At 68.8% G+C, this 26,341-nt stretch carries 28 protein-coding genes; 12 read left to right on the top strand and 16 right to left on the bottom strand.

What is annotated here, in order from left to right:
* Positions 1-5: 5 nt before the first annotated feature.
* The 3 genes from A5706_RS16490 to A5706_RS16480 are packed head-to-tail and all read right to left on the bottom strand — an operon-like array spanning position 6 to position 2,451.
* Positions 6-869 carry an LLM class F420-dependent oxidoreductase gene (locus tag A5706_RS16490; protein ID WP_068132472.1) on the bottom strand — a complete coding sequence of 288 codons (864 nt, stop codon included), beginning with the start codon at positions 867-869 and terminating at the stop codon, positions 6-8.
* Positions 866-1,648, bottom strand: a complete 783-nt coding sequence (locus A5706_RS16485; protein WP_068132471.1) for an SDR family NAD(P)-dependent oxidoreductase — start codon at positions 1,646-1,648, stop codon at positions 866-868. Before A5706_RS16485 ends, A5706_RS16490 begins: the two co-directional genes overlap by 4 nt.
* The gene (locus tag A5706_RS16480; protein ID WP_068132469.1) at positions 1,645-2,451 is read right to left on the bottom strand and encodes an alpha/beta hydrolase; all 807 of its coding nucleotides are present in this window, start codon (positions 2,449-2,451) and stop codon (positions 1,645-1,647) included. Before A5706_RS16480 ends, A5706_RS16485 begins: the two co-directional genes overlap by 4 nt.
* Positions 2,452-2,615: 164 nt before the next feature.
* Between A5706_RS16480 and A5706_RS16475 the strand changes: the two genes are divergently transcribed.
* Positions 2,616-3,626: a 5'-methylthioadenosine/S-adenosylhomocysteine nucleosidase gene (locus tag A5706_RS16475; RefSeq protein WP_231985326.1), complete on the top strand. Its 1,011-nt coding sequence runs from the start codon at positions 2,616-2,618 to the stop codon at positions 3,624-3,626.
* A 1-nt stretch (position 3,627) separates the two neighbouring features.
* Here the strand turns inward: A5706_RS16475 and A5706_RS16465 are convergent, their stop codons facing one another.
* On the bottom strand, positions 3,628-4,479 hold the full coding sequence (locus A5706_RS16465) for a sulfurtransferase (protein WP_068132467.1): 852 nt from the start codon (positions 4,477-4,479) through the stop codon (positions 3,628-3,630).
* A gap of 267 nt (positions 4,480-4,746) precedes the next feature.
* On the opposite strand from A5706_RS16465, the gene A5706_RS16460 reads away from it, so the two are divergent.
* From A5706_RS16460 to A5706_RS16445, 4 genes are all read left to right on the top strand, one after another.
* Positions 4,747-5,079, top strand: a complete 333-nt coding sequence (locus A5706_RS16460) for a DUF732 domain-containing protein (RefSeq protein ID WP_068132466.1) — start codon at positions 4,747-4,749, stop codon at positions 5,077-5,079.
* Between the two features lie 182 nt (positions 5,080-5,261).
* On the top strand, positions 5,262-5,723 hold the full coding sequence (locus A5706_RS16455; protein ID WP_068132465.1) for a hypothetical protein: 462 nt from the start codon (positions 5,262-5,264) through the stop codon (positions 5,721-5,723).
* Positions 5,707-6,426, top strand: coding sequence for a TetR/AcrR family transcriptional regulator (locus tag A5706_RS16450; protein WP_068132463.1), 720 nt, complete (start codon positions 5,707-5,709; stop codon positions 6,424-6,426). The genes A5706_RS16455 and A5706_RS16450 overlap by 17 nt, the downstream gene beginning before the upstream one ends.
* Positions 6,423-7,262: a class I SAM-dependent methyltransferase gene (locus tag A5706_RS16445; protein WP_068132461.1), complete on the top strand. Its 840-nt coding sequence runs from the start codon at positions 6,423-6,425 to the stop codon at positions 7,260-7,262. Before A5706_RS16450 ends, A5706_RS16445 begins: the two co-directional genes overlap by 4 nt.
* A gap of 13 nt (positions 7,263-7,275) precedes the next feature.
* Here the strand turns inward: A5706_RS16445 and A5706_RS16440 are convergent, their stop codons facing one another.
* Positions 7,276-8,400 carry a glycosyltransferase gene (locus A5706_RS16440; RefSeq protein WP_068132458.1) on the bottom strand — a complete coding sequence of 375 codons (1,125 nt, stop codon included), beginning with the start codon at positions 8,398-8,400 and terminating at the stop codon, positions 7,276-7,278.
* Positions 8,401-8,477: 77 nt separating this feature from the next.
* Positions 8,478-9,260, bottom strand: coding sequence for a helix-turn-helix domain-containing protein (locus A5706_RS16435; RefSeq protein WP_068132455.1), 783 nt, complete (start codon positions 9,258-9,260; stop codon positions 8,478-8,480).
* Positions 9,261-9,344: 84 nt separating this feature from the next.
* Here A5706_RS16435 and A5706_RS16430 point away from each other — a divergent pair, with 84 nt between their 5' ends.
* Together A5706_RS16430 and A5706_RS16425 are read left to right on the top strand one after the other, a co-directional pair.
* Entirely contained in the window at positions 9,345-10,295 is a 951-nt protein-coding gene (locus A5706_RS16430; protein ID WP_068132453.1) for an LLM class flavin-dependent oxidoreductase, read from the top strand.
* Positions 10,292-10,957, top strand: a complete 666-nt coding sequence (locus A5706_RS16425) for a maleylpyruvate isomerase family mycothiol-dependent enzyme (protein ID WP_068132451.1) — start codon at positions 10,292-10,294, stop codon at positions 10,955-10,957. The genes A5706_RS16430 and A5706_RS16425 overlap by 4 nt, the downstream gene beginning before the upstream one ends.
* 180 nt (positions 10,958-11,137) lie before the next feature.
* Here A5706_RS16425 and budA read toward each other — a convergent pair whose 3' ends face one another.
* The 7 genes from budA to A5706_RS16390 all read right to left on the bottom strand — a co-directional run bounded on the left by budA (position 11,138) and on the right by A5706_RS16390 (position 19,864).
* Positions 11,138-11,920, bottom strand: a complete 783-nt coding sequence (gene budA / locus A5706_RS16420) for an acetolactate decarboxylase (protein ID WP_082964434.1) — start codon at positions 11,918-11,920, stop codon at positions 11,138-11,140.
* Between the two features lie 9 nt (positions 11,921-11,929).
* Positions 11,930-13,621, bottom strand: a complete 1,692-nt coding sequence (gene alsS, locus A5706_RS16415; protein ID WP_068132447.1) for an acetolactate synthase AlsS — start codon at positions 13,619-13,621, stop codon at positions 11,930-11,932.
* Between the two features lie 26 nt (positions 13,622-13,647).
* On the bottom strand, positions 13,648-15,171 hold the full coding sequence (locus A5706_RS16410; RefSeq protein ID WP_068132445.1) for an FAD-dependent monooxygenase: 1,524 nt from the start codon (positions 15,169-15,171) through the stop codon (positions 13,648-13,650).
* Entirely contained in the window at positions 15,168-15,809 is a 642-nt protein-coding gene (locus A5706_RS16405; protein ID WP_068132444.1) for a TetR/AcrR family transcriptional regulator, read from the bottom strand. The genes A5706_RS16410 and A5706_RS16405 overlap by 4 nt, the downstream gene beginning before the upstream one ends.
* 55 nt (positions 15,810-15,864) lie before the next feature.
* Positions 15,865-17,022, bottom strand: a complete 1,158-nt coding sequence (locus A5706_RS16400; protein WP_068132441.1) for an AAA family ATPase — start codon at positions 17,020-17,022, stop codon at positions 15,865-15,867.
* Positions 17,023-17,030: 8 nt separating this feature from the next.
* Complete coding sequence (locus tag A5706_RS16395; RefSeq protein ID WP_068132534.1) at positions 17,031-18,623, bottom strand: Na+/H+ antiporter; 1,593 nt, start codon at positions 18,621-18,623, stop codon at positions 17,031-17,033.
* A 188-nt stretch (positions 18,624-18,811) separates the two neighbouring features.
* Entirely contained in the window at positions 18,812-19,864 is a 1,053-nt protein-coding gene (locus tag A5706_RS16390; protein WP_068132440.1) for a DUF5685 family protein, read from the bottom strand.
* Between the two features lie 134 nt (positions 19,865-19,998).
* Between A5706_RS16390 and A5706_RS16385 the strand changes: the two genes are divergently transcribed.
* Together A5706_RS16385 and A5706_RS16380 are read left to right on the top strand one after the other, a co-directional pair.
* On the top strand, positions 19,999-20,433 hold the full coding sequence (locus A5706_RS16385) for a protease inhibitor I42 family protein (RefSeq protein WP_068132438.1): 435 nt from the start codon (positions 19,999-20,001) through the stop codon (positions 20,431-20,433).
* Positions 20,434-20,543: 110 nt separating this feature from the next.
* A complete protein-coding gene (locus A5706_RS16380; RefSeq protein ID WP_068132436.1) occupies positions 20,544-21,362 on the top strand; it encodes a lysophospholipid acyltransferase family protein in 819 nt (272 codons plus the stop codon).
* Here the strand turns inward: A5706_RS16380 and A5706_RS16375 are convergent.
* Positions 21,359-22,123 carry an SDR family oxidoreductase gene (locus A5706_RS16375; RefSeq protein WP_068132434.1) on the bottom strand — a complete coding sequence of 255 codons (765 nt, stop codon included), beginning with the start codon at positions 22,121-22,123 and terminating at the stop codon, positions 21,359-21,361. The genes A5706_RS16380 and A5706_RS16375 overlap by 4 nt on opposite strands.
* A gap of 2 nt (positions 22,124-22,125) precedes the next feature.
* Entirely contained in the window at positions 22,126-22,548 is a 423-nt protein-coding gene (locus A5706_RS16370; protein ID WP_068132433.1) for a DUF1707 domain-containing protein, read from the bottom strand.
* Between the two features lie 64 nt (positions 22,549-22,612).
* Here A5706_RS16370 and A5706_RS16365 point away from each other — a divergent pair, with 64 nt between their 5' ends.
* Complete coding sequence (locus tag A5706_RS16365) at positions 22,613-23,200, top strand: TetR/AcrR family transcriptional regulator (RefSeq protein ID WP_068132430.1); 588 nt, start codon at positions 22,613-22,615, stop codon at positions 23,198-23,200.
* Here A5706_RS16365 and A5706_RS16360 read toward each other — a convergent pair.
* Positions 23,146-24,441 (bottom strand): alpha/beta hydrolase, encoded by a 1,296-nt coding sequence (locus tag A5706_RS16360; RefSeq protein ID WP_068132428.1) that lies wholly within the window; start codon positions 24,439-24,441, stop codon positions 23,146-23,148. The genes A5706_RS16365 and A5706_RS16360 overlap by 55 nt on opposite strands.
* A 17-nt stretch (positions 24,442-24,458) precedes the next feature.
* On the opposite strand from A5706_RS16360, the gene A5706_RS16355 reads away from it, so the two are divergent.
* The gene (locus tag A5706_RS16355) at positions 24,459-25,115 is read left to right on the top strand and encodes a TIGR03085 family metal-binding protein (RefSeq protein WP_231985325.1); all 657 of its coding nucleotides are present in this window, start codon (positions 24,459-24,461) and stop codon (positions 25,113-25,115) included.
* A 201-nt stretch (positions 25,116-25,316) separates the two neighbouring features.
* A partial coding sequence (locus A5706_RS16350) for a serine/threonine-protein kinase (RefSeq protein ID WP_156767172.1) occupies positions 25,317-26,341 on the top strand: 1,025 nt, incomplete at its 3' end.

The raw sequence follows: 26,341 nt of genomic DNA, 5'->3' as shown, positions 1-26,341 counted from the left end.
CTTTCCTAAGACGTTTTCAGTTCGGCGAGCGCCGCCAGATTGTCCAGATACTGCCGCAGCGAGGCGTGTTTGAAGATCGCGCTGACGATGGTGGCGCCGTGCGCGCCGAGCTCGCCGAGCGCGTCGCGGGTGCGTTCCGGCTCGTTGATGGGATCCAGCGGCGCCGACGGCGGCAGCACGACCTCGAATCCGGGCGGAAGGTCGAAGCGGCCCAGCCATTCTCGGACCTGCTGCGGGCTGACGTTGAAGGGGGCCCAGCCGTCGGCCAGGGTCGCGGCGCGGCGCAGCGATCGCAGCGTGCGCCCACCGATCCAGATGGGGACGCGTTCCTGGACCGCGCAGGGGTCGACGACCATCCCGCCGAACGAATAGAACTCGCCGTGGTAGGCGGGTTCGGGGACCGACAGCGAGGCGCGAAGCGCGCGCAGCGCGTCGTCACCGCGTGGCCCGCGGTCGTCGAACGGGGCGCCGAGGAGCTCGAACTCCTCCTTGAGGCTGCCCACCCCGACCCCGAGAATGAGCCGGCCGTTGCTGACCTTGTCCAGGGTGCCGTAGCGTTTGGCGATCTCGAGCGGATGGTGGTACCCGAGCACCAGCACATGGGTGGCCAACCGGATCCGCCGGGTGCGCGCCGCGAGGTAGCCCAGCGTGGCCAACGGATCCCAGTAGCGTGCGCCGCGGCGATCGCGCTCGGCGGCGGGCAGCGCGATGTGCTCGCTACAGGTCAGGTGGTGATAGCCGAGTCGGTCTGCGGCCTCGGCGATTTGGGCGAGATCGTCGATGGACGCGTTTCGGGTCCACTCGCTGCTCCCCGGAAGCATGGTCACCACGGGCGTGGCCACCGATAGTTTGACTGCAGCGGTCCTCATCCCTGCATGTACCCTCCGGCGTCGACGGGGATGGATTGGCCGGTGATGGTTCGGCTCTCGTCGCTGGCCAGGAACAGCGCCAGGTTGGCGACGTCCTCGGGCGAGGAAATGTCCTGCAGCGCTACCCCTTTGAGTGACCTGGCGCGTTGGGTTTCGTAGTCGACCCCTTGCTCGTCGGCGGTGCGTTGCACCCACTTGCGAAACAGCTCGGTGTCGATGGCGCCGGGCACGATGCAGTTGCACCGGATGCCGTACGGACCGACCTCTAGCGCAACGGCTTTGGTGAACGCGCGCAGCGACGCCTTGGCCGCGACGTAGTGGGTCTTGCGGACCATCCCGCCGTAGCTGGCCGTCGAGGAGAAGTTCAGGATGACCCCTCGCCGGCGTTGCAGCATCGACCGGTTGAGCACCTCGCGGGTGCACAGCATGGCCGCGGTGACGTCGATCGCGATGGTCGCGTTCCAGTTGTCCAGCGTCTGCTCCCATATCCAGCGGTCCTGGCCGGGCGCGGCGGCATTGTTGCACAGGATGTCCACCTGGCCGAACTCGTCGACGGCCCGCGTCACCATGGCGGCGACGTCGTCCTCGTCGGTGACGTCGGCGCGCATCGCGACGGCGCCTGGACCGGCCGCTGTCGCGGCGTCGCGGACCAGCTCTTGGCGCCGCGCGGCCAGCAGCACCCGGGCGCCTTCCGCGACGAACAGTGACCCCATCACCGGCCCCAGGCCGCTGCTGGCGCCAGTGATGATCGCGACCTTGCCGTCGAGCCGCCCGGTCATTTCGGCGACGCCGTCGGACAACGGGTTTGGAGCCAGGCGTGAATTCGCTCGGCCACGTCGGCCCACCCGGGCTCGAGCATCATGTCGTGCGCCATTCCCGGAATGAACTCCGCCTCGGTTCGATATGCGCTCGCGGTCGCCCGCACTTCCCGCGTCGAGAAAAGGATGTCGTTTTCGGCCCCGAGGACCAACATCGGGGTGTTGACGAGGGACGGCTTCGGCAGATCGAGCCACAGCATGCCGAGCACGTGTTTGCCCACATACTCCTCGTCAAGCCCGGCTGCGTAGCGCGCCACGGCGGCGAGGGGAGTCGAGTCGGAAAAGAAGCTTTCGCGGGCCAATTCGGGTGTGCGGCCCATACTCGCCTTGGATTTGGTGATGGCCAGGTGCCGGGCGGTGAGCCACGGGTGCAGCCTGAACCGGCGCAGCAGGAACCTGGCGATCCCGCTGGGCGGCACGGACGCGAGCAGGACGGCGGCTGGCGCGTCGTGCGACTCGAGATACTTCTGCACCACGAAGCCGCCCATGGAGTGCCCGATCACCACCGGTCGTTCGGGCAGGCCGTCGGCGACCGAGGCGACGTCGTCGACGAAGTCCGCCATCGAGCAGAACTGCATCGCTTTGGGTGCGGGGCTCTTCCCGTGACCGCGCAGGCTGACGGCCACCGACCGATAGCCCTTCGCCGCGAAGAAGTCCAGGAAATGTTCGTCCCAGCACCAAGCGCCGTGCCAGGCGCCGTGGACGAACAACAAGGGCGTTTTGCCGGAGCCGCCGTTCGGTCCCTTGTCGATCACTTCAAGCACGCCGTTGAGACTAGCGGCAATAACGACACGAAATCGCTAAACAAAAAGAACGATAACGAATATTCAGCCGCGCCATCGATGCGCGAAAATCAAGCCATCACATTAGCCACGTCGATAAGGCAGCGAGTCTCGGCATTCATGACCGACAAAAAACCAGGGGGATCGTGCTCAAGCCTTTTCGCGTCGCTGCCATGGTGGCGCTCGCGCTGTCGGTGGGCGCCGGCGTGGCCGCCGCCGAGCCCGCAGGCGCGCCGGAGGTGACGACGGATTCCTGCGAACAGCGCACGCTGGTGCTGTCCGCCTTCCCGGCCGAGGCCGATGCCGTGCTGTCCCTCACCGCGCTGGACCCCCACCCGGTGGTGCGGTCCGACCGCCGGCGTTATTACCTCGGGACGATCGGCGGCAAGAAGGTGATCGTGGCGATGACGGGCATCGGCCTGGTGAACGCGACCAAGACCGCCCAGACCGCCTTCGCGCGGTTCACCTGCGCGTCGTCGGTTTCCGTTGGCGCGGTGGTGTTCTCGGGCGTCGCCGGGGGCGGCGCGCGCGTCAACATTGGGGACGTGGCGGTGCCGGCGCGCTGGAGCCTGGATCAGGGCGCGACGTTTCACCCGGTCGACCCTGGCATGCTGGACGCGGCCCAGGGTTTGAGCGTCGACCTGGAAAGCGTTAACTACCTTGGTAATCCGATCTGCCTGTGCAAGAACGCGCCCCGCGTCAAGCTGATCAACCTGAAGCGCCAGCCGAGGCTGGTGGTCGGCGGTGACGGCTTCAGCTCCGACAACAACAACGGCCGCGCGTTCCCGTGCATACCGAACGGCGGCGACGTCTTCGGCTGCCAACCCTGCAGCGCGCCGGATCGCTCGCTTTTCTACACCGGCAACTTCTTTCAGGCGGCAGGTCCGTGGCTGCGGAACTCCCTGATCAGCAATCTGAACATCGCGTCGACGGCCAACCCGGCCTTCGACGCGACGGACAACGAGACGGCGGCGGTCCAGGCGGTCGCCGACGCGCACGGCGTCCCGTTCCTGGGCATCCGCGGGATTTCGGACGGGGCCGGCGACCCGCTGGGCCTGCCGGGGTTCCCGTTCGAGTTCTTCTTCTACAAGCAGATCGCGGCGGAAAACGCGGCCCGGGTGACCGCGGCCTTCCTGCAGAGCTGGGCCGGCGTCTGAGTTACTCGGGGCCGCGGGCGACCGGGCGGCTGGGATCCGAACACCACTCCGACCACGACCCCGGATACAGCGCCGCTTCTCGGCCGGCCGCGGCCAGCGCGGCGATCGTGATGGCCGCGGTGACACCCGAGCCGCAATAGACGCCCACCGGGCCCTCGCGATCGATGCCGTGGTCGGACAGCAGTTGGTCAAGCGCGTAATCGCCGACGAAGGTCCCGTCGCCCGCCAGGACCGCGCCGCTGGGAAGGTTTTTCGCGCCGGGAATGTGGCCGGCGACGGGGTCGAGGGGTTCGACGTCGCCGCGAAACCGTTCGGGGGCACGAGCATCGAGCAGCGTCACAACCTCGCCAACTTGGGCGGCCGCCAACGTGGGTCGTCCGCCCGTATATAGATCATCGTGCGGCACAACCACATTCCCGGGCGGCGGATCGACCGGGCCGGTGTCGAGGCCCCGTCCCGACGCGCGCCACGCGGCCAGGCCGCCGTCCAGGATGCGGACGTTTTCCAGCCCCGCCGCCGTCAGCACCCACCACGCCCGCGCGGAGCCGGCGCGGTTCCAGTCGTCGTAGACGACGACCAAATCGTCTTGGTCGATGCCCCATCGGCGCGCGGCCGCTTCCAGGCTGCGCCCGGACGGCAGCGGGTGGCGCCCCCGGCCGGCCAGGCCATGGTCGCTCAGCTCATCCTCGAGCGACACGTACACCGCGCCCGGCAGGTGGCCCTCCAGGTAGGCCGCGCGGCCATCGGGTTCGTCGAGGCGCCAACGCACGTCGAGTATCGCGAGCGGATCGCCGCCCTCGATGGCGGCGGCCAGCTCGGTGGCCGTGATCAGGACCTGGTCGCGGGCCTCCACTAGTGCACCTCCTTGCGCTTCTCGCGAGCCTAGCCGCGTGCCGGGAAGTAAACGCCGTCGGAACCGGAGGTGAACACTTGCGGTCCCCGACGAGGTCGGCCGCGCGTTCAGAATTAAACTCGACCAGAACTAAAACTGAACGGCGGATTGAAGTTTGGCTTTCGGCGTGCGGTCCCGCGAGAAGACTATTGACCATGGAACCGCTCGCACGCGAGGATTAATTACAGTGGGCTTTCAGCCCGTGTGGTTTTCGAAAGTGATGGGGAAATGAAGAAGAAGCTTTCTGCGGTCGCGTTCGGCGCGTTCTTGGCTTTCACGTGGGTGCCCACAGCCGTCGCGCACGCCGACCAGACGGACCAGGACTTCGCGGAATACCTGGCGGGGCACGGCATCAACTTGGGTTCGCCGGCGCAGGTCGTGAACATGGCACGCACCATGTGCGCGGACCTCGAGGCGGGCTACACCCAGAAGGACGAGATCGACCAGCTGACCGGGTCGCACAAGCTGACCCAGGCGCAAGCCGAGACGTTCATCGGCGCGGCCACCGCGGACTACTGCCCGGGCAAGCACGCTCCCAGCAAGCCCAGCGGCGGCGGATAACCCCGGGTCTCCGCGAGCAGACGCAAAATCCCCCGACACGCCGAGCGTGCGGGGGCTTTTGCGTCTGCTCGCCGAGTCGGCTTGAGCTGCGGTTATTCCTGCGTCATCGCATGACCGACCATCGGTCTGGCATACCGACCACTGGTCGGTTACGCTTCTTTGGTAACCAGGGAGGTGTAGCAATGAGCCGATCCGAGCAGTCAGAATTCCGCACCCGCATGTTCGCGCGCGTGATGGGCCCGTACCTCACCATCGTGCCGACCACGGTCGCGGTGCGCGGGCACTATATGGTCGAGCTGTTCAACGAGTTCAAGGCCAATCCGATGTGGCCGTGGCTCTACGGCGCCATTCTCCTGATGGGCGGGCTTTTCATCGTCGCGTTTCACCAGTACTGGCGGACCCCCGCGGCCGTCATCGTCTCGCTCGTCGGCTGGTTCTTCGCGATACGCGGCCTGCTCCTGCTGACCGTTCCCCGGGCCTATGACGCGGCCGGCAACGCCGTCTACAGCTCGGGCGCGTCGGCGGTGATCTGGGTGTTGTTCGCCTGTCTGGCCTCGGCCGGCCTGTATCTGACCTACGTCGGCTGGAAACCGGAGCGCGGTGGGCCCAAGGCCGCGGATCGCCCAAATGCCGCGGGTAGTTAAGCATCCGGATATCCGCCGCGCGGAGCTGCTCGACCGGGCCGCGGGGCTATTCCTGCGCGACGGCTACGACAACGTCAGCCTCAACGACCTGATCGCCGACGCGGGGGTCTCCAAAGGCGCCTTCTACCATTGGTTTCCGTCCAAGGATGCGCTGATAGCCGCGCTCGCCGAGCGCAGCGTGGCCGAGACGTTCGCTTTTGTCGAGCAGGCCCTCGCCGCGTGCGACGGCAACGCGCTGGCGCGGCTCAACGCGGTCTTGCGGGCCGGTTTCGACGTGAACATGAGGACAGGTGGACCCGAACAGCTGGCGGCGATGGTGTCGCTGCTGCGTCCGGACAACGCGCACCTGTATGCACGCATCCTCGCCGTCGAGGAAGCCATGTTCCTGCCGCTGTTGACGCGGTTGATATCGGACGGCGTCGCCGGCGGCCTGTTCGACACGTTCGACCCGGAGGGCGTCGCCGACATGATCTACGCCCTTGCGGCGCGTACGAACTCGAACGTCATCGAAGTGTTGCAGGCCCCCGACGAGTCCGCGCGCGACGCGGCGATCGACCGCCTGACAACGCGATTCGGCCTGCACGGACTCGCGATCGACCGCATCCTCGGCCTTCCCGACGGCAGCGTCACGACGCTGACGCGCGGGCAGGTCGAGGCGTTGGTCGCGGCGCTGCCGCGAAACTGGTTGGGGGACAGCCCATGAGCCTTCCGGCCTTCACGCCCGCCCAGGAAAGCCTGTTTCTGACGCTCGGCGGCCGGGCCCTCGACAGCCGTTTGCCGCGTCCGTTCCTCGGCGACACCATGGCCGACGAGATCCTCAGCGAGGTCGGCTACGACCTGGCCCGGTTTCCCGCCCTAACATCCAGGCTGCTCGATCCGCGGTCCAGGGTTTTCGACATCGCAGTGCGGGCCAAGACGCTCGACGATCTGGTGCGCCGCTTCGCCTCCGATCACCCTGATCCCGTGATCCTGGACCTGGGCGCCGGGCTGGACACCCGGATCTTCCGCGTCAACCCGCCGCCGACGGTGTCGTGGTACGACATCGACTTCCCCGAAGTCATCGCACTACGCTCCCGGGTCGTCCCGCAACATGCGAACGCGCACAGCATCCGCGCGGATCTCACCGACCCGAACTGGCTCGACGACGTTCCGCGCTCGCGGCCGGCCATCATCGTCGCTGATGGGCTCATCGCATTCCTCACCCAGAACGGCTTCGTTTCCCTGCTGGACCGACTCGCCCGTCACTTTCCGGGCGGGGAGCTGGCATCCAATCTCTATACCCGCAATGCCATTTGGGCGGTGAAGCACGCGCCCGGCATGGCCGCCATCGCGGGCGGTGTCGTCAATCCCGGTTTCAACGACCCCCGTCAGCCCGAGAGCTGGGTGCCCGGCCTCAAATTGGTGGAGGAAATCTTCCTGACCCGCGACCCGGAAGTCGCGGGGCTTCCGCTCACGATGCGCGCGATGGCCCGCCTCGCCGCGCCGAGCGCGCGATTGTCCCGCCTGATCGGCACCGTGGTGGTCCGGTACAGATTCTGAATTCGCTTGAGCGCTAGGCGCTTTCTTTGGTTTCGCCGGTTTCCAACGACGCCAGCATGCCCGCCGCGGCGCGTTCCCAGGTGAAGTTCTCCGCGCGGCGCCGCGCGGAGCGACGGCGGTGCTGTTCCGGCCGACCGACGACCGCGCCGACCGCCCACGCGATGGCGAAGGGGTCGTTGTCGGCGAGCGCGCCGCTGTCCGGGGTGATGATCTCGGTCAGCGCCGACGTGCGCGACACGACGGCCGGTGTCCCGCATGCCAGCGATTCGAGCGCGGCCAGCCCGAACGTCTCATGCGGGCCGGGCGCCAGCGTCACGTCGGCCGTGGCCAGCAGCTCGGCGACGGTGCGCCGGTTGTTGATGAAGCCGGTGAAGTCGATCGGAAGGCGGGAGGCCTGCCTTTCCAGCCTGGCCCGCAACGGCCCCTCGCCCACGACGACCAGCCGGGCGTCGACGCCGGCATGGCACAGCGCGCCCAGGGCGTCGATGCTGCGGTCGACGCGCTTTTCCACCGACAGCCGGCCGCAGTGGACCAGCAGGATCTGTTCCGGGGTGGCCCAGCGCCGCCGCACCAGGTAGGAGTGCCGGCGCGGGTGGAACGTCTGCAGATCCACGCCCAGTGGCACGGTGACGGTGTTGGTGGCGCCGATCCGGTCGAACTCTTCGCGCGCGAACGCGGTGGTGCACACCACGGTGTCGTAGTTGGCGGCGGTTCGCCGGTTGGCGAAGTCGGCGAACTTCTCCGCGCTGCGCCGCGGAAGCACTTGCCCCACAAGGCGATCCAGGCGTTCGTGGGAGATCATCACCGTGTTGGCGCCATATTCGCGGCCCCACGGCCCCAGCGACCGCAGGGTGAGCCGGTCGGAGACCTCCAACGCGTCGGGCTTCAGCGCCGCCAGCAGCGCCTTGACGGGTCCCGGCATCACCGCGCGGTAGCCGCCGGTGAAGGGAATCAACCGGGCCGGCATGGTTATTCGCACCACGCCCGTGGGCAGCTCCGTGCGTTCGGCGTTTCGGCCGGGGACGATCAGGAACACCTCATGCCCGGCGGCGCAGTATTCGGCGCCGAGCCGGTCCACCGCGGTGCGCAGGCCGCCGGAGCGAGGGCCATAAAAGTTGGCGACCTGTGCAACACGCATAACGTGAGGACACGCGGCGCGTATGTGCATTCATCGATGTGGAACCGTCGCGTACCTGAACAGTCCGTGAATTCGCCTCACCCGCCGTGACGGCGGGCGAGAATCGCGGCGGTTTCGCGGTCGGCGGGCAGGAACGCCTCGAGGCGCAGCTCCGACACGGTGACATCGAGCGCCGTGACGAACGTCGAGATCGTCGCGATCAGCCGCACGTCACCGTCGGGAGAGCGCAGGTGCAGCGGCACCGCGAACCCGAGCGATTCGATCGGCCGCCCGCCCGGCGCCGGCACGCCGTATCCCTCGAGTTCCTCGATCAGCGCGTCGATGCGCGGGTGTGGACCGCGCTCGCGTAGGCCATGCAGAATGTGGCGCCGCCAATCGTCGAGGTTCACGATGCGCGCCGCCATGCCCTCCGGATGCAGCGCGACGCGCAACACGTTGACCGGCGCCTCCAGCAGCCACTCCGCCACCCCGTCGGTCAGCAGTCCGAAGGCGCCGTTGGCGGCGACCAACTCGCCGAAGCCGTCCATGACCATCGCCGGATACGGCAGGTGGCCGTCGAGCACATGCTGCAGCGCCTCCCGCACCGGTTGCAGCAGCGGCGCGTCGGGCGCTGACTCCGGGTACGCGGGCGCGAACCCCGCCGCCGAGAGCAGCGAGTTGCGTTGCCTCAGCGACAGCTGCAGCGAGTCGGCCAGGCGGCTGACGATGTCGCGCCCCGGCACCGATCGACCCTGCTCCAAGTAGCTCAGGTGCCGTTGGGTGGTGCCGGCATCGTTGGCCAGGTCGATCTGGCTGAGCCGTCGCCGATTACGCCACTCCCGCAGCGCCGTGCCGAAGTCGCCCTGCACCGAAACCGACATGCAAACAGTCAACCCGTTCGCGGCGCTGGCCGCTATTCCCTCGAGGGAATTGCCGCGCGCCAGTGCGGGCGGCACGATCGCCGTATGAATCAGCCACTCCGCCTCGGTGTGATGCCGCCCCTGGCCGCCGAACCATGGGCCGGTACCGACTTGCGCCGCCTCCTCGACTTCGCCCGCGCCGTCGAGGATCTGGGGTTCGACTCGCTGTGGGCAAACGACTCGTTGGTGCGCCCGCGCATCGAAGCCCTGACGTTTCTGTCGGCGGCGGCCGCGGTCACCGACCGGATTACCCTGGGGACCGCCGCCCTGCAGCCCGTGCTGCGGCGGCCGGTGCAGACCGCGCAGGTTCTGGCCTCCATCGATCGGCTGTCGGGCGGGCGGTTGGTGGTGGCGGTCGGCGCCGGCTTCCCGGGCTTGTCCGAGGTGGAGTACGCGGCCTCCGAGGTCCCGTGGCGCCGGCGCTTCGCGCGCCTCGACGACACCGTCACGCTGTGGCGCCAGCTGTGGAACACCAAGGAGCCCAGTTCTTTTCACGGGGCGGTGTTGCATCTCGACGACATCCCGGCCGGCATCACGCCGTTCAACGCGTCCGACCCGCCGGTATGGCTGGCCGCGGACACGCCGGGTGCGCGTGCGCGCGCCGGCCGCCTGTACGACGGATGGCTCCCGTATCCTCCGGCACCGCAGGCGTATTCGTCTGGTCGCGCCGAGGTGCGGGCCGCAGCCCAGGGCGCGGGCCGCGCCGCCGACGCGGTGACGCCGGCGCTGTTCGTGACCGTGCTGATAACCGAGGATCCCGACGGCGGGCGGGCGGCTTTGGATCATTTCGCCACCCAGACATACGGTTTCGGCATCGATGTCGTCGAGCAGATCCAGACGTACGCGGCGGGGACGCCCGACGCCGTGATCGCGAGGCTGGCGGGCTATATCGACGCGGGCGCGCGGGACCTGGTCTGCCGGATAGCCGTGCTCGGCCCGGACGGATTCATCGAGCAGCTGCGCCAGCTGCGGACGGTGGCGGAGGCGTTGCGATGACCACGATCGTGCGGCCCGGACCCGACCGAGTCGCGACGATCACGGGCCTTGTCGACGAATACCGCTCGTTCGCCGAACTCATCGGCGCACTCGATGCATCGGGGTGGACGCGCGAAACCCGTTGCGCCGGCTGGCAGGTGCGTGACGTGGCCGGCCACGTGGTGGGTCAGGCCGTCGACACCGTCAGCGGCGCGATCGGCACCCGCACACCCGACGACCAAGCGGCGGCCTTGCGCGGCGAATCACCGGCCGCGCTCGCGGGGCGGCTACGGGCCGCGGCGGATTCCGTTGCGCGCCTTGCCGCGGTGATCGACGACGCGACGTGGTTGGCGCCCAGCCCGGTGCCGGAGCTGACCCTCGGCCAGGGCGTGCACGCGCTGCTGAACGACGCCTACCTGCACGGCGACGACATCCGTTGTGCGCTCGGTCTGCCGTTCGACGCCGGGCCGGGCTTGCATGCCACCCTCGATTTCGTGCTCGGCGCCCTGCTGCGCGATGACGAGGCCGCCGCGGAACCGGCCGTCGCCCAGCTGTTGGGGGTTTCGGTTGAGCACTTCCCGGGCCAAACCGGCATGGCGGTGCACGAGTTTCTAATGGCCGCCACCGGCCGGGGCGACCCAGCGCGCCTGCGGTTGCCCGATAGCGTCAACATCTACCGCTGAGGGAGCGGCCGGCTAAGCGTCTTGTCACACCCGTCACGTTGGCCTCCGGCGGGAAGGATGCCCTTTGTGCCCGCCTCCGAGCGACAATCCGCCGTGATCGAGTGTGCGCCTGCAGTTGTCGCTACGAGGCGGGCACAAAGGGTGCCCGCTCGGACGGATACGCGTGTGGCGGATGTGACTTCACCGCCCATCGCCTTTGGGCCCTTCGGCCTTCCCGATCCGCTCGGCGAGATCGTCACCGGCCAGTTGCGCGCCGAGAAACCCGCCGGACGTGGGCAGGCTCAGATGCAACTGCGAGGCGCCGCTGACCGAGACCGTGCCGCGCTCGAGGGTGAAATCGAGGACATGGCCGCCGCCGGTCCGGTCCTCATTGAGAAAGTGCAGGTGATATCCGGCCACGGAGATGCCCTGTTCGAAATCGGGGGTGCGGAACCCGACCACCGTGCCCGAAACGTCGGTGAATACGGTTTCGGCCTGGTCCTCGGTCGCTTCCGTCAATGGGGGATAGGGCTCTTTTTGCTCCATCACCGTGCGGGTGTGCAGGTCGGCGAAATCACCGACAATCCGGATCGCGTAAATCAGGTTGGGGCTTTGGATTTCGCGGTCGATCGCCGCGCTCACCTCCGCGCGCCCGGTGCGCGTCCGGATCGGGATCGCGAAGTCGGTGTGGAACCGCGTGACCGCCGCGAATGGTGTGCGGTCCGTTGGCTGTGCCCGGGTGGCGGTCCCGTCCGAGCGGAGTCGGTAGCAAATGCCGTCGAGGATCACCATTTCGCCGTCGAGGTGGTTGAAGGTGCCCAGGCCGAAGTCGCCGTGCCGAAGGATATCGGCAACGGTGGCGTCGCCGTCGTACACGCCGTCGAGCAGGGCGCTGATCGTCGAGAACTGATACACCTCATCGTCGTGGTGATGTCCGAGAACCGTTGCAGCCCAATGGCGGAAAAGCTCGTATGCGTTACTCATGGTCCCAGCTCATTCGAAGGGGTCGTCGTGCAGGTGTGCGGCGAGATCGGTGTTTCGGCTGTAGTCCACCGGGACGTCGATCAGGGTCGGCCCCTCCTCGGCCAGCGCCTGGCGCAAGGTGGCGCCGAACTCGTCGAGCGAATTCACCCGGTATCCGCGGGCACCGAAAGCGGCCGCGTAGCTGACAATGTCGTAGTCGGCGAGTTGCACGCCGGACTTGCGCTGATACTTCAGCTGTTCCTGGAAGCCGACCATGTCGTAGGTGTTGTCGCGAAAGATGATGTGGGTGAACGTCAGGCCCAGGCGGGTCGCGGTCTCGAGTTCCTGGGCGGAGAACAGGAATCCGCCGTCGCCGGACACCGACACGACGGGTGTGCCCGGCCGCACCAGGCAGGCGGCCATCGCCCAGGGCAAGGCCACGCCCAAGGTCTGCTGCCCGTTGGAAAACAGCAGGCGCCGGGGCTCGTAGATTCGAAAGTGGCGCGCCATGTAGATGTAGACGGAGCCGATGTCGCAGGTGACGGTGGCGGTGTCGTCGAGTTCCTCGCGCAGGCGCAATGTGACCGCGACCGGGTTGAGCCCGGGCCCGCTCGGCGCTTGGTTGCGTGCGGCGTTGTCTATGTCTGCCAACGCTTTTCGCTGGCAATCGATCTGGCCCCGATACTCGTCGGTGAGCGTGAGGCCGGCGAGGTTGCCGGTCAACTCGGTGAGGGTGGCCGCGACGTTGCCGAGCAGCTCCAGGGCCGGCTGATAATGGTTGTCGATGTCGGCGGGTATCGAGTCGATGTGGATGACGGTGCGCCCGTGCAGCTTTGCGTCGTTGTTCCACAGCACCGGGTCGTATTCGACGGAGTCGTAGCCGATGGTGACCAGGACGTCGGCGTGATCGAGGATGACGTCGCCGGGCTGGTTGCGGAACAGGCCCACGCGGCCCAGGAAGTGATCCTCGAGCGCGCGGGAGATTACCCCCGCGGCCTGAAAGGTTTCCACCACGGGCAGCCCGGTCGCCGCAACGAGGGCGCGCAGCGCCGCGCAGCTGTCCGGGTCGGCGCCACGTATCCCGACCAGGAGCGCCGGCCGCCGCGCGTTGCGGATGAGCCCGACCGCCTCGGCGATGGCGAGCGCGGGGGCCGCCGCCAGCGGCGGGATCGGCAGCCGCACCGCGATGCCGGCCGTCGTGGGAGCGGCCAGGACGTCGGCGGGCAGCACGACGGCGGCGGCCCCGCGAGGCTCGCCAAGAGCGGCGCGGAACGCGCCGATCGTCGCCTCGGCCGCGTTGTCCGGGTCGTTGACCTCGCCGGTGAACTTGGTGACCGTCCGCAGCATCGCCGCGGCGTCCATCGACTGGTGGGTGCGCTTGAGCCGGTCTTCGCGGCTCACCGCGCCACACAGCGCGACCACCGGATCCTGTTCGGTGTTGGCCGTGAGCAGTCCGGTCGCCAAGTTGGTCGTACCCGGTCCCGACGTCACCAGCACCACCCCGGGGTTGCCGGTGAGCCGGCCGATCGCCCCCGCGATAAACGCCGCGTTTTGTTCGTGACGGCACACGACCAGTTTTGGCCCGCCGTCGACCAGGGCGTCGTAGACGGCGTCGATCTTGGCTCCGGGCACGCCGAAGATGTACTCGACGCCCTGCGCCGCGAGCACCTCGACGATCTTTTGCGCGCTGCGCACCGGTTCGCCGGGATTTGTGGGGGCCATGGAGCCCAGTCTGGTCGCTGGCGCGGCTAGCCGCTCGACTCGGGCCCGAACCACCGCTCCAGCGCGGTGCGCAGGCCGGCCTCTTCGTCCGGCCCGAGCGCGTCCGCCGCCCACGCGACGTATCCGTCGGGCCGGATCAGCGCCGCGGCGGCGGGCGGGTCGGCAGCGGCCGCGCGGACGACGTCGACGCGATCCAGCCATCCCCGCGCCGTGGCCTCGGCGCCGCAGTCGAGGTCGAGCAGGATGGGCCGCGCGTCGTGCAGCAGCTCGGCGACACGCCGTCCGTCGTCGAGGGTGAGTTCGGGCACGGGCCAGCCCGAGAGCGGGTGGTCGTCGCCCACGTCGTAGCGGACGTCGTTGCCGGCCAGCAGCCTAGCCATGTGCCTCGCGGTGTCGGGCAGGGCGAAAAGCTCGCCCAAAAGCGTTCGCAGCGCGGCGACTTCGGGGCCCGGCGCCATGAGCGCGGTCTGGGCCATGGACTGCATCATCACGCGCTCGCCCACCGGGTGGCGCTCGGACTCGTAGGTGTCGAGCAACCCGGCGGGCGCCCAGCCGTTGAGCTGGGCGGCGAGCTTCCAGCCGAGGTTCAGCGTGTCCTGCAGACCGAGGTTGAGGCCCGGCCCGCCCATGGCGCTGTGCACGTGGGCGGCATCGCCGAGCAGCAGGACCCGCCCGTCGCGGTAACGTTCCGCGTGCCGGGTGTTCTGCCCGTTGATCCGGCGAAGGGCATGCGGCCCAGGGCCTTTGGGCTCGCCGAACGCGACGTCAACACCGAGGACGCGGCGCGCGCTTTCGCGCAGCTCGGCCAGGCTCATCGGTTTGTCCTCCACCGGCGGTGAGAATTCGATGGTGCCGAACAGCGAGCGGCCCGGCTCGAACTCGGCGTAGATCACTCCGCCGGTGTCCAACCGGGTGTGGCCGAACCGGAGCGTTCCGAAGCTCGGGATGTCGATGCCGCCGTCTGGGCGGCGCAGCTCGTCGGGGACCTGCACATGCGCGAGCCGGCCGACGGTCTGCGACGTGTGGCCCGGGAAGTCGATGCCCACGGTCTTGCGCACCAGGCTGCGTCCGCCGTCGGCGCCGACCAGGTATCGCGCTCCGATGCGGTACTCGCGCTCGGGCGAACTTACCACCACCTCAACGGATTCGGGCTCCTGGCGCAGCCCGGTGAGCTCGTGTGCCCAGCGCAGGTCCACCCCGAGGTCGCGCGCCCGCTTCTCCAGCATCCGCACCAGTCGGGGCTGTTGCATGGGCAGCGCGTACATCGGATTGTCGGGCATGCCAAGGAAATTCAGGGTCATGGCCGCGAAGATCCAGCCGTAGACGGGTTGCGGCGGGTTGGGGTCGCCAGTGAACTCGCGATACAGCCCACGCATGTCGAGCATCCGGACCACCTGCCCAATAAGGCCGTTGGCCTTGGGCTCCGCGCTCGGCCCGGGCAGGGGATCGAGCACGACGGGCCGGATGCCCGCCAGCGCCAACTCGCAGGCCAGCATCAGCCCGTTGGGGCCGGCGCCGGCGATGACGACGTCGGCGTGTTCGTCAGTCATGGTCTGCCTCCGTGCTGGGTGGGTTCGGGCAGGCCCGCCTTGACGGTGGCGAAGCCGGCGCGGATCAGCTCGGTGATGGCGACGGGCGGGTCCGCGCGCACGTAGGCCTCCGCGGCGGCGTCGCCGACGGCTCGCACGACGGCCACCACCAGCCGCGGGTACAGGTCGCGCTCGGGATCGGTGCCGGTGCGTTCGGCGATGACCGCGAGCCACTCGTCAAAGAGGTCCTGCGGCAACGCATTACGCACCTGAGGATTCATCAGCAGCTTTCGGACCTCGACGAGCTCTTGACGGCTGGGCACCCGGTTCTCCTCGCCGTAGACGTCGCCGAAATCGGCCTCGATGGCCTCGAGCACGACGTGGGCGATCGACGTCCACAGCGGCTCGCCGGCGGGGCGCTGCCGCAGCGCGGCGACGCTGCGGCGCATGCGCTCGGTCTGCCGGTAGGCGAGCGCCTCGTACTTGCCGTTGAAGTAGTTGTTGAACGTGCGCAGCGACACCCCGGCCAGGTTGGCGATCTCGTCGCGCGTCACGTTGTCCAGCCCGCGTTCGAACGCCAGGCTCAGCGCGGCGTCGCTGAGCGCGCGCCGGGTATCGGCCTTCTTGCGCTCGCGCAGTCCGAGGGACGGGTCGGTCACGGGCACCAACGTACGGGAAAGTTGCACGGTGGGCAAGATTGCCTGCTGGGCAAGGTTAGCGTTTGCCCCATTCCCAGGGCGGCGTCGTCAGCAGGCCCTGGCCGGTGATGCGCGTTTCGCCCCATTCCTTGTACAGCTCGATCTCGACGGTGTCGTCGCCGGCGGCCTCGAGCAGCGCCCGCGAATGGGTGACCGCCACAACCTGTGTCCGCGCGGCGGCGGCGCGGATCAGCGAGGCGAGGGGGCGCACCAGTTCCGGGTGCAGGGAGGTCTCGGGTTCGTTGAGGACCATCAGTGAGGGCGCTTGCGGGCTGAGCAGTGCGGCGGCCCAGAGCAGGAATCGCAGTGTGCCGTCGGACAATTCGGCCGCCCGCAGCGGGCGGAGCATGCCGCGCTGGCGCAGCTGGAGGTCGAACACTCCGTCGTGGACGGCGACCGAGACGGTGGCGCCGTCGAACGCGTCGGCGACGGTGCGGGCGAGGTCGTCGAAACCCGCCTCGATAATGGTCTGGATCGCGGCGGCAAGATCGTGGCCGTCGTCGGAGAGCACCGGCGTGCGCGTGCCCACCTGCGGGTGCCGGGCGGGCGCCCCGGCGTCGACGCGGAAGCCGTCGTAGAAGCGCCAGCCGCGCAGCCGCTCGCGCACGGCCGCGAGTTCGGGCAGCGCGTGCGGGTTGGCGTACTCGGCCAGCACGCTGCGATACGACGGCAAGGACCGGCTCAGCTCGTCGAACCCTCGGCCCGACTCGGCGCTGACCTCCGCGAAATCCCGGGTTCGGCGCACCAGCGTCGCGCCGGTCCGCAGCACCGGGCCGGCGAACACCGCTTCCCGTTTGATCTCGGGATCGCGGCCGAACGCCGACGCGATCCCCGCCATCTGCGGGATGCCGAGGTCCACCAGGTAGCCGAAATCGTCTGCGGCGAAGCCCATTTCGAGCGACACCGGCCGGGTGCGCACCGTGCCCTGGGCCTTGCCGGTGCGTCGGGCGCCGCCGAGCTGCTCGGGCCCGGCCCACAGCACCGATTGCAGTCCGCCCTCGCGGGCGAGCGAGCCGATCACCTCGCCTCGGCCGCAATCGGCCAGCAGCCGCAGCGCGCGGTACAGCGACGACTTCCCGGCGCCGTTGGCCCCGGTGACGACGGAGAGCCGCCCCAGCGGCACGATCACCTCGCGCAGCGACCGGTATCCGCGGATGGCGACCGTCTGCAACACCAGGGCGCCTACTCTTCGTCGGCGGCGTCGAGCAGTTGAACTTCCTCGAGGTCCATCTCGTTCTGCAGCTCGCGCAGCACGATGTCGTCGATGAGGTTTTGGTTGCGCAGGGCGGTGATTTCGCGCCGCTTGTGATCGAGCACGCCCAGGCGCACCCGTCGCACCTTCTCCTTGCCCTTGACCAGTTTGTGGCTGGTGGACCCGTCTTCGGTGGCCTTGACCAGTGCGGCCTTCTCTTCATATTCCTTTCGCAGCCGCCCCAGCAGCTCCTCGCTGATGCCGACCTCGTCGGCGACCGTTGGGAGCGCGTCGAGCGCCGCTTGAATGCCCCGGCAACGGGCCATTTCCAGCTCCTGGACGTAGGTGAGGTCTTCGGGCATCTTGGCCCAGCGGACCACGGCGGGCAGCGTGCTGCCCTGGACCAACACGGTGACCAGGATGACGAAGGTCACGATGAAGATCAGCAGGCTCCGGTCGGGGAAGGGCGTGCCGTTGAGAGTGGTGGCTGGGACGGCCAGCGCCGCGGCGAGCGACACGGCCCCGCGGAATCCCGCCCAGGCGATGACGAAACGCTGACGCCAGGGGGCGCGGCGCTCTCGCTGGACCTGCCGGCGATCGATGAGGCGAATCAGGCCGGTGGTGATTTCGCCCCACACGATGCGGGAGAAGATCACCACACCGGTGACGGCCAGGGCGATGTAGGCGGCGTGGCGAAGGCCGCCGTCGACGTGCGAGATGCCGTGCAGCGCGCCCGGGATCTGCACGCCGACGAACACCCACAGCGAGCCGTTGAGCAGGAAGGTCGCGATGTCCCAGAACCCGAAGGCCGCCAGGCGGGACCGGGCTCGGATCACCACCGGCCCGGCGTAGGCGAGGACCAGGGCCGACACCATGACCGCGACCACGCCGCTGCAGTCGAATGCCTGGGCCAGCAGGAACGCCGCGAACGGCGTCAGCAGGCTCATGGCCCCTTCCTCCTGCGGCGCGTCGATTCGCTTGCGCGCCAGCACCACCAACCCGCCGACTAATAGGCCGGCGGCGATGCCGCCGAGGTAGGACAGGATGAACCGGCCGCTCACTTCGAGCGGGCTGATCGCGGACCCCCCAATGGCCACGGTGACGCTGCCGGCGAACAGCACCAGCGCGGTGCCGTCGTTGATGAGGCTCTCGGCCTTCAGGACGGTCAGCTGGCGGCGTGGCAGCTTTTTCGCCAGGCCGGCGACGGCGGCGGCGTCGGTGGGGGACAGCACGGCGCCCAGGACGCCCGCCGCGTGGGGGTCCATGCCCAGCGATCGGGCCGTCCATGACACCGCCGCCGCGGTGGCGATCACCAGGGCGATGCTGAGCAGGACGATGACGCGCGCGTTGGCGCGGATCTCGCGGAAGCTGGTGTTCATGCCCTCCCAGTAGAGGATCGCGGGCAGGAACAGCAGCAGCACGACCTCACCGTCGACGTGCACGTGACCGAAGCTGGGGATGAGGCCCAGCAGCGCGCCCAGCGAGATGAGCAGCACCGGGGGACCCACGCGGTAGCGCCGGCCGATGACCGTCCCCACGATGACGGTGGAGACGAGCGCGACGATCAGGACGAGGCCAAACACCTGGCCCATCCTGCCGGACGGATACGACTTGCGCGGCTTGGGGTTTTGAGGGGTGCCAGGCGAATCTCAAATGCGATAGCGCCGGCGCTATCAAGTTTGGGAGTCGTGTGGTCCCCAGTTCAGGCGAACTTGGCCGCCCGCTTGTTCACGAACGCGTCGATGCCCTCGCGGCCGTCAGTGGTCATCACCTAACAATCGCAGCAACAGTCGTCGCAGCAGCAGTCGCAGCCCTCGCAGCAGCACAAGCAGGTGCCGTCGCCGCCCTTCTTGCGTTTCCCGGGGTTGGGGGTCTCGCCCTCGTCGGTCGGCTCGCCGGGGCCGCCGGGCTGGTTGCCGAAGTTGATCGGCTCCTGCTGGCCGCGCGGCGTCCCGCTTTGCGCCGTGTACCCGGCGTGGCTGAAGGTGCGTTTGATGGCGCGGCGCACTTCGCCGGTGAGCAGCCGCTGGGCTAGGCGCCCGTCGGTGAACTCGACGTCGGCCAGCGCCAGCTCGATGCCCAGGGCCGCGTCATCGCACAGCGCGCGGGCCTCTTCGACGGGAGTCGCGGTGGCCGCCAACGGGTTCCACTTGCCGCGCGCGGCGTCGTCGCGGTAGTCCTCGACCGCGTCGAGCAGGTGCGCAACGCGGCCGAAAAACTGCCCGATCTCGCGCAGCGGGGCGGCGTTGCCGGGACGCCCGGCCAGCACGGCGGTGTGCGCGAAGGCTTCGGCGACCGCGGTCTCGGTGGGCTCGGTCACCGCCAACAGCGGGCTGCCCGGGCCGGCGGAGGCTTCGAGCGCGGCCTGGCGGTCGATCGCCGCGACGAGCACGCCGGTGTCGAAGCCCAGGGTGTGACCGGCGTCGGTGCCCTGGCGCACCCAGCGCTCGGCGATGCGCCGCGCCGCCGGGCGAACTCCGGCCACGCCGACCAAGCCGTCGCGGTCCTCGACGTGGTCGCGCATCCGCGCGGCGGCCAGCGCCAGCGAGACCACTGCGGCCAAACGCACGCAGTCACCGGTGGCCACGTCGGCCCGCCGCATCCCGCGCAGCGCGCAACGCCCGGCCTTGCGGCGCGTCGGCTGCCCGGCTGACTGCGCCTCGACCAGCAAGGAGACCACCAACCCGTCGTAGTTGGTGGCGATCCGCGCGACCTGGCCGTAGTCGTCGCGCAGCGCCAGACACAATCCACACAACTGGGCTCGCCAGGCGTCCGCGAGCTCGCCGCCGAGCCGATGACGGCAGGGCCGGATGATGCCAAACATGCACAGAAGCTACCCGAGCTTCAGCAAACGCGCGCCGCAAAACGCCGTGCGACGGGTTCCACCTGCGGCGACACCTCGCTCTCACCCGGGCCTGGGATATTAGGGTGCTGAGGCGAAATCGAAGGGGGAATTTCGTGAAGACCAGACTGCTCCTCGCAGTCGCCCTGCTCGCGGGCTCGACGGCCGTGGGCTGCCATTTTGCGTCCCGAAACCCGCCGACAAACCAGACCCTCGGGGTCGCGATGGGTGACGTGCTGAAGCAGAACGCCATCACGCAGGACGTCACGCTGGGCGTCGGCAACACCCTGACCCTGAGGTTGGGGTCGAACTACACCACCCCGTACCGGTGGACGATCAACACGAAGATCGGCGATCCGACCGTCGTCAAGCAAACCAGCCACGAGTTCGTGCAACCGACCTCCGACGCGCTGGGGGCGCCGGGCACGGAGGTCTGGACGTTCGAGGCGTTGAAGCCGGGGAGGACGACGATCAGCACCGCCTACTCGAGCATCGTCGGCAAGGACTCGAAGACGGCGTGCACCTACACGGCCAACGTCACGGTGCAGTAGACGTCTCTGGCAAACGAGTGCACGCGGGGGCGGAGCGCCTTATGGGCGGGAAATCGCCGAGTTGACCAAATGCCCTATTCGCTGCCTTGCGGTCGGCTGAAGATCGGGGTATGAGCGTCAGGCATGGCGATTCGACCGATATCGACAAATGGGATCGGGGCCTGACCGAGCACGTCGTCGCGCTGACCCGGCCGATCGTCAAGCACTATTTCCGTTCGGAAGTGCGCGGCCTGGACAATATCCCTTCCGGCGCGTCGCTGGTGGTGTCGAACCATTCCGGCGGGCTGACTTCGTTCGACCTGTCGGTGTTCGCCGTCGACTATTACGACAAATACGGCTACGAGCGCCCGCTCTACGCGCTTGGGTTTGACACGCTATTCGGTGGGGTGGCGGGCGAATTCCTCAACCGCACGGGGGTGATTCGCGCAACGCGTGAAAACGCCGTCAAGGCATTGGCTTCCGGTGCCGTCGTATTGGTCTTTCCGGGCGGGGATTTCGACGTCTACCGGCCGAGCATGCGCGAGAACGTCATCAACTTCGGCGGCCGGACCGGCTATGTCACCACGGCCATGGAGGCGGGGGTGCCGATCGTGCCGGCGGTATCGATTGGCGGCCAGGAGGGCCAGCTGTACTTGAGCCGCGGCACCTGGTTGTCGCGCCTGCTGCGGCTCACCAAGTTCGAGCGCAAGTACTTCCGAACCGACATCCTGCCAATAACTTTCGGGTGGCCGTTCGGGCTGAGCGTCCTCGCCCCGGTCAACGTGCCGCTGCCCACCAAGATCGTCACCGAGGTGCTGAAGCCGGTCGACGTGGCAACCGAATTCGGCGATTCGCCCGACGTGGAGCACATCGACGCGCTGGTGCGCGGCCTGATGCAAAAGGGCCTGGACGCGTTGGCAGCCAAGCGGCGCTTCCCGATATTCGGCTAGGCCTTCGTGGGCTGCAGCATCCGGCCGACGACGCGCGCCGAGATCGAACCGGGTCCCAGGCGGGCGAACGTCGACGTGAACCGGTTGCGGAACCCGGGGACGACGACGGGGCGCCCCCTGTCCAAGGCCTTCAGCCCGGCGGCGACGACGGGTTCGGGCGCCGCGAGGCGCCGATAGACGGCGGTGTGCGAGACGTCTTCGCCGAGGGCGTCGACGAAGCCGGTGCGGGTGGGGCCGGGGCAGAGCGCCGTCACGGTGACGCCGGATTTGCGGGTCTCCGCCCACAGGGCCTGGCTGAGCGACAGCACGAACGCCTTCGACGCGCCGTAGGTGGCCTGATACGGCCCGGGCTGAAAGGCGATGGTGGACGCGACATTCAGGATCCCGCCGCGCCCGCGGGCCAGCATGCCCGGAAGCACGGCGTGGGTCAGCCGCACCAGCGCGTCGACGTTGACGGCGACCAGCTCGTGCTCGCGCTGCGCGTCGACCTCGGCGAACGGGCCGTAGGTGCCGAACCCGGCGTTGTTGACCAGGACGTCGACGTCTTTGCCGGCCAGGTGGGCGATGAGGTCGTTGGTGCCTTCGTCGGTGCCCAGGTCGCCGACGACGAGTTCGGCGTCCTGGTCGATCTGCTGCGCCACCGCCTTGAGGCGGGTTTCGTCGCGGCCGGCGAGCACGAGGCCGTGGCCGCGTTGGGCGAGCTGCTGGGCGAAGATTGCGCCCAGTCCGGAGCTGGCGCCGGTTATCACTGCGGTCGACATTGCTAAACCCCTTGATATTCAACTGTTTTGGCGATCGGCCGGACGGCCAGAGTGTGGCTGACGAGGCCGATGCCCGCGCCGAGGATGGGCCAGATCGGCCAGAAGTATGTCACGGCTGTAGCCGCCCAGACGGTGAGAACGACCGTAGTCATCGCGAGGAAAGCGGCGAGGTGGATGCGCACGCTTGCGCGGGCCTTTCGAGCGGCGGCGGCGCGGCGGCGCGGGTCGGCGCGCCGGATGCGATCCAGCGGCAGGTCGGCGACGAGGTGTTTGAGCTCTGCCGCGGTCTGGGTTTGGAAGGCGGCCTGGAGGCGGCGGTCGTACTCGTCGAGCTGCAGGTAGCCCTGGGCGAGCGCCTGGCCCAGTCGGGTGGCGGTGTTTTGCCGGTCGCGGTCGCCGGCGCGGGCGATGGTTGTGGTGGTCATGGGTCCTGTCCCTTCCTGGGATGTGAATAGCATTAACATACTCTCGAATGTTAATGTCGTCAACATGGCACGTTCGGTTGCGCCGGCGCGGCGCGATAGCTATCACCACGGCGACCTGAAAAGGGCGCTGACCAGTGCCGCGCTATCGCTGGTGGCCGAGAAGGGGCCGAAGGGCTTCACGCTGACCGAGGCGGCGCGGCGCGCGGGCGTCAGCGCCGCGGCCCCGTACCGGCACTTCGCCGACAAGGCCGCGCTGCTGGCCACCGTCGCCGAGCAGGGCTTCCGCGAGCTGCACGCCGCGCTGGTCGCGGTCCCCGAGATGGACCCGAAGGCGCGTGTGGTCGAGCTTGGCCGCGCCTACGTCCGCTGGGCCGTCGCCCATCCGGACCACTACCGGGTGATGTTCGGCGCGGACATCGGCAATGCGGAACACCCTGGCTTGGCGGTGGCCGGGGAGCAGGCGTTCGGCGAACTGGTCGAGGCGCTCACGGGGGTTGTCGACGGCCAGGACCCGCGTTCGGTGGCCGCGCCGCTGTGGGCGCTGGTGCATGGCGTCGCGTCGCTCGCCATCGGCGGCGAGCTGAGCGCGGTGGGGGTTCAGTCCGAGCCGGAGGCCATGGTCGCGAACGTGGTGGCCCGGGTGCTCGCGTAGACCTCGGCCAGGAACTGCTCGACGGCGACTGCGGCGTGCGCCGCGCGGGCCGAGCCGAAGATGTCGAAAGCGTGCTGGGTGTAAGGCAATTCGGCGTAAACGACGGGCTGGTTGCTGACCTCGCGCAGCCTGGTGGTGAACGCGCGGGCCTGCTCGACGAAGGCCAGCGAGTCGTTCGTGCCGTGCAGCACGAAAAACGGGGGAGCGTCGGCGTTTACGTGATGGATCGGCGACGCGGCTTTGAAGGTCTCGAGGTGCGTCGAGGGCCGTTGCTTGATGATCGATTTGATGAGCAGCCCGGGCATCATCGCGTGCATCGAATCGTCGAGGCGGGTGAAGTCGTAGATCCCGTAGAAGGGCACAGCCGCCTGCACCCGGGTGTCGGCGTCCTCGAATCCCGGTTGGAATTGCGGGTAATTGGGCGTCAGCGCCGCCAGCGACGACAGGTGGCCACCGGCCGAACCGCCGGTGATGGCGATGAAGTCGGGGTCACCGCCGTACTCGGCGATGTGCTGTTTGACCCACGCGAGGGCGCGTTTGACGTCGACGATGTGCGCGGGCCAGGTGTTGCGCGGGCTGTGCCGGTAGTTGATCGCCACGCAGATCCAGCCGAGCTCGGCGAGGTGGCTCATCAGCGGATGCGCTTGTCCGCGTTTGTTTCCCGTCGTCCAGGCGCCGCCGGGGATCTGGAACAGCACCGGTGCCTTGCCATTCGGGTCGAGGTCGGGGCGGCGCCAGATGTCGAGGTGGTTGGCGCTGCCGAATTCGCCGTAGCTGATGTTGGAGTCGTGGGCGTAGTCGCGGTAGATCCGCATCATCCGCAGCAGCCCGGGCGCCTTGGCGATGCCGGGGCCTTTGGGGCGGCGCCACAGGTCGGCCGAGTCGGTGCGCCGGGACGGGCCCAGGCCGTCGTCGAGCGCCTTGGAGAGCGGCACGTTGGCCTGGTGGCCGGCGCGACTGAAGTTGAGCAGGCCCGCGGCAGAGACGGCCGCCGTCAGCCAGGCGAGGATTCGCACCGGCCGGTTGAGCCGGCGCGCCGTCAACGCCAGCCCGCCGAGCTGGCTGGCCATCGTCTGCAGCGGTAACTCCGTGACGACGAGGCCGAAAAACCACGAGAACACCGAGAGGTACCCCTTGCGGGCCAGCGGGCGGTAGGCGTTGAGGGTGGAGGTGGCCGTTACCGCCGTGACCACAAGAGACGCTGCCTGGCGGAGGTTGTCGATGAGTCGAGCCTTCTGCATTGCCCCACTGTAAAGAGGTGCCCGTAGACTCCGGCGTTGTGGTGCTGGATGCTGCCGAGCGCCGTTCGCTGTGCGATCTTTTCGACGAGCTTGGCCCGTCGGCTCCCACCCTGCTCGACGGGTGGACCTCTCACGATCTGGCCGCGCACCTGGTGTTGCGCGAACACGATGTTGTCGCCGGTCCGTGCATGGTTTTGCCCGGTCCGTTCGCCGCGTTCGCCGAGCGGCGTCGCGCCGCGTTGGCCGGGCACTCGGAGTTTGCCGAGCTGGTCGCGCGCATCCGGTCCGGCCCGCCCGTCGGGTTCTTCCGGATCGGGTGGGTGCGCTCCTTGGCGAACCTCAACGAGTTCTTCGTTCACCACGAGGACGTGCGGCGGGCCAACGGGCTGGGGGTTCGCAGCCTTGGGCCTTCGATGGACGCCGGGCTGTGGCGAAACGTGCGCCGCGGGGGGCGGTTTTTGAGCCGTCGGCTCCGGGGGTGCGGGCTAGAGGTCGAGTGGGCGGGTGCCGGTGAGCGGGTGACGGTTCGATCCGGTGCGCCGCTGGCGCGGCTCAGCGGTGAGCCCGGTGAATTGTTGCTGTATTTGTTTGGGCGCCAAGCGGCGGCGCAGGTTTCGGTGAGCGGGCCTTCGGAAGCCGTTGCGGCCGTGGGTCGCACGCACTTTGGCATGTGAGTCACATTGGCCACATGCGTCCCTGGAAAAGGCGGCACCCGTTGTGCCCGCCTCAGAGCGACAAATTCCGAGGGGTGCCGTCGGTTGTCGCTGAGAGGCGGGCACATCGGCACATCCCTGACTTCTTGTGACTCGAGCCGGCGCCGTTATCTGCACGCTCGATGTGGGAACCCTCGTGCAGGCCGAGCGAAAGGATGTCGATTGTTTACGCCGTATCGTCGCTCGCGCGTCGGCACTCGATTCGGGCCCTACGAGCTGCGATCGCTGATCGGCGCGGGCGGAATGGGCGAGGTGTACCGCGCCTACGACACGCGCAAGGGCCGGATGGTCGCGCTCAAGCTGTTGCGCCCCGAGCTGGCGGCTGACCCGGGTTTTCAGCAGCGGTTTCGGCGAGAGTCGCAGCTGGCGGCGCGATTGCAGGAACCGCACGTCATCCCGGTGCACGACTTCGGCGAGATCGACGGGGTGCTCTTCATCGACATGCGCCTGGTCGACGGGGGCAGCCTGAAGGACCTGCTTCGCGAGCGGGGCGCGCTCGATCCCGGGCAGGCCGCGGCGATCACGGCGCAGGTCGCGACCGCGCTGGACGCGGCCCATGCCGAGGGCCTGGTTCATCGCGACGTGAAGCCGGAAAATGTGCTGCTCACCCCGGACAACTTCGCGTACCTCGTCGACTTCGGCCTGGCTCAGGCGCACGGCGATCCGAGCGTGACGGCGGGCGGACCGTTGATCGGATCGTGCGCCTACATGGCGCCGGAACGATTCAGCGGGGGCCCAGTCGGACCGCAGACCGACGTCTACTCGCTGGCCTGCGTGCTCTACGAGTGCCTCACCGGTCAAGCGCCGTTCGAGGGCGCGGAGATCCCGCAGCTGATCACCGCGCACCTGCAGATGCCGCCGCCCCGGCCGAGCATCATGCGTCGGGGGATCGACAAGGCGCTCGACGACGTCATCGCCCGCGGGATGGCCAAGGAGCCCGCCGCGCGGTTCTCCTGCGCGGGTGAACTGGCCAGGGCGGCGTTCGGGCTGACGGCGTCGACCCCGCTGCCGCCACCGCCTCCGGCGCCGCCCAGCCCGCCGCAGCGCACCCGGCCGTTCTCGGCGGTCTACCCGAACCCGGACGACACCGGTTACAGCCCGTATCCGTCGCCCGCACCGCGGCCCCAGCGGCCGGCCAATCCGCTTCTCGGGCGGGCGCCCGTCCTCGTCGCCGGGGCGGCGGCGGC

The sequence above is a fragment of the Mycobacterium sp. E796 genome, assembly GCF_001672815.1.
Taxonomy (GTDB): domain Bacteria; phylum Actinomycetota; class Actinomycetes; order Mycobacteriales; family Mycobacteriaceae; genus Mycobacterium.
Note: the sequence above shows the minus strand (reverse complement) of the source record. Positions and strands in the feature narration are given on the sequence as shown.

Coding starts and splice junctions, on each gene's coding strand:
- A5706_RS16365 (WP_068132430.1), top strand. CDS start 22,613: ATGGCACGTTCGGTTGCGCCGGCGCGGCGCGATAGCTATCACCACGGC.
- A5706_RS16445 (WP_068132461.1), top strand. CDS start 6,423: ATGAGCCTTCCGGCCTTCACGCCCGCCCAGGAAAGCCTGTTTCTGACG.
- A5706_RS16425 (WP_068132451.1), top strand. CDS start 10,292: ATGACCACGATCGTGCGGCCCGGACCCGACCGAGTCGCGACGATCACG.
- A5706_RS16370 (WP_068132433.1), bottom strand. CDS start 22,548: ATGACCACCACAACCATCGCCCGCGCCGGCGACCGCGACCGGCAAAAC.
- budA (WP_082964434.1), bottom strand. CDS start 11,920: ATGAGTAACGCATACGAGCTTTTCCGCCATTGGGCTGCAACGGTTCTC.
- A5706_RS16485 (WP_068132471.1), bottom strand. CDS start 1,648: ATGACCGGGCGGCTCGACGGCAAGGTCGCGATCATCACTGGCGCCAGC.
- A5706_RS16430 (WP_068132453.1), top strand. CDS start 9,345: ATGAATCAGCCACTCCGCCTCGGTGTGATGCCGCCCCTGGCCGCCGAA.
- A5706_RS16455 (WP_068132465.1), top strand. CDS start 5,262: ATGAGCCGATCCGAGCAGTCAGAATTCCGCACCCGCATGTTCGCGCGC.
- A5706_RS16375 (WP_068132434.1), bottom strand. CDS start 22,123: ATGTCGACCGCAGTGATAACCGGCGCCAGCTCCGGACTGGGCGCAATC.
- A5706_RS16450 (WP_068132463.1), top strand. CDS start 5,707: ATGCCGCGGGTAGTTAAGCATCCGGATATCCGCCGCGCGGAGCTGCTC.
- A5706_RS16435 (WP_068132455.1), bottom strand. CDS start 9,260: ATGTCGGTTTCGGTGCAGGGCGACTTCGGCACGGCGCTGCGGGAGTGG.
- A5706_RS16390 (WP_068132440.1), bottom strand. CDS start 19,864: ATGTTTGGCATCATCCGGCCCTGCCGTCATCGGCTCGGCGGCGAGCTC.
- alsS (WP_068132447.1), bottom strand. CDS start 13,621: ATGGCCCCCACAAATCCCGGCGAACCGGTGCGCAGCGCGCAAAAGATC.
- A5706_RS16460 (WP_068132466.1), top strand. CDS start 4,747: ATGAAGAAGAAGCTTTCTGCGGTCGCGTTCGGCGCGTTCTTGGCTTTC.
- A5706_RS16380 (WP_068132436.1), top strand. CDS start 20,544: ATGAGCGTCAGGCATGGCGATTCGACCGATATCGACAAATGGGATCGG.
- A5706_RS16360 (WP_068132428.1), bottom strand. CDS start 24,441: ATGCAGAAGGCTCGACTCATCGACAACCTCCGCCAGGCAGCGTCTCTT.
- A5706_RS16440 (WP_068132458.1), bottom strand. CDS start 8,400: ATGCGTGTTGCACAGGTCGCCAACTTTTATGGCCCTCGCTCCGGCGGC.
- A5706_RS16490 (WP_068132472.1), bottom strand. CDS start 869: ATGAGGACCGCTGCAGTCAAACTATCGGTGGCCACGCCCGTGGTGACC.
- A5706_RS16410 (WP_068132445.1), bottom strand. CDS start 15,171: ATGACTGACGAACACGCCGACGTCGTCATCGCCGGCGCCGGCCCCAAC.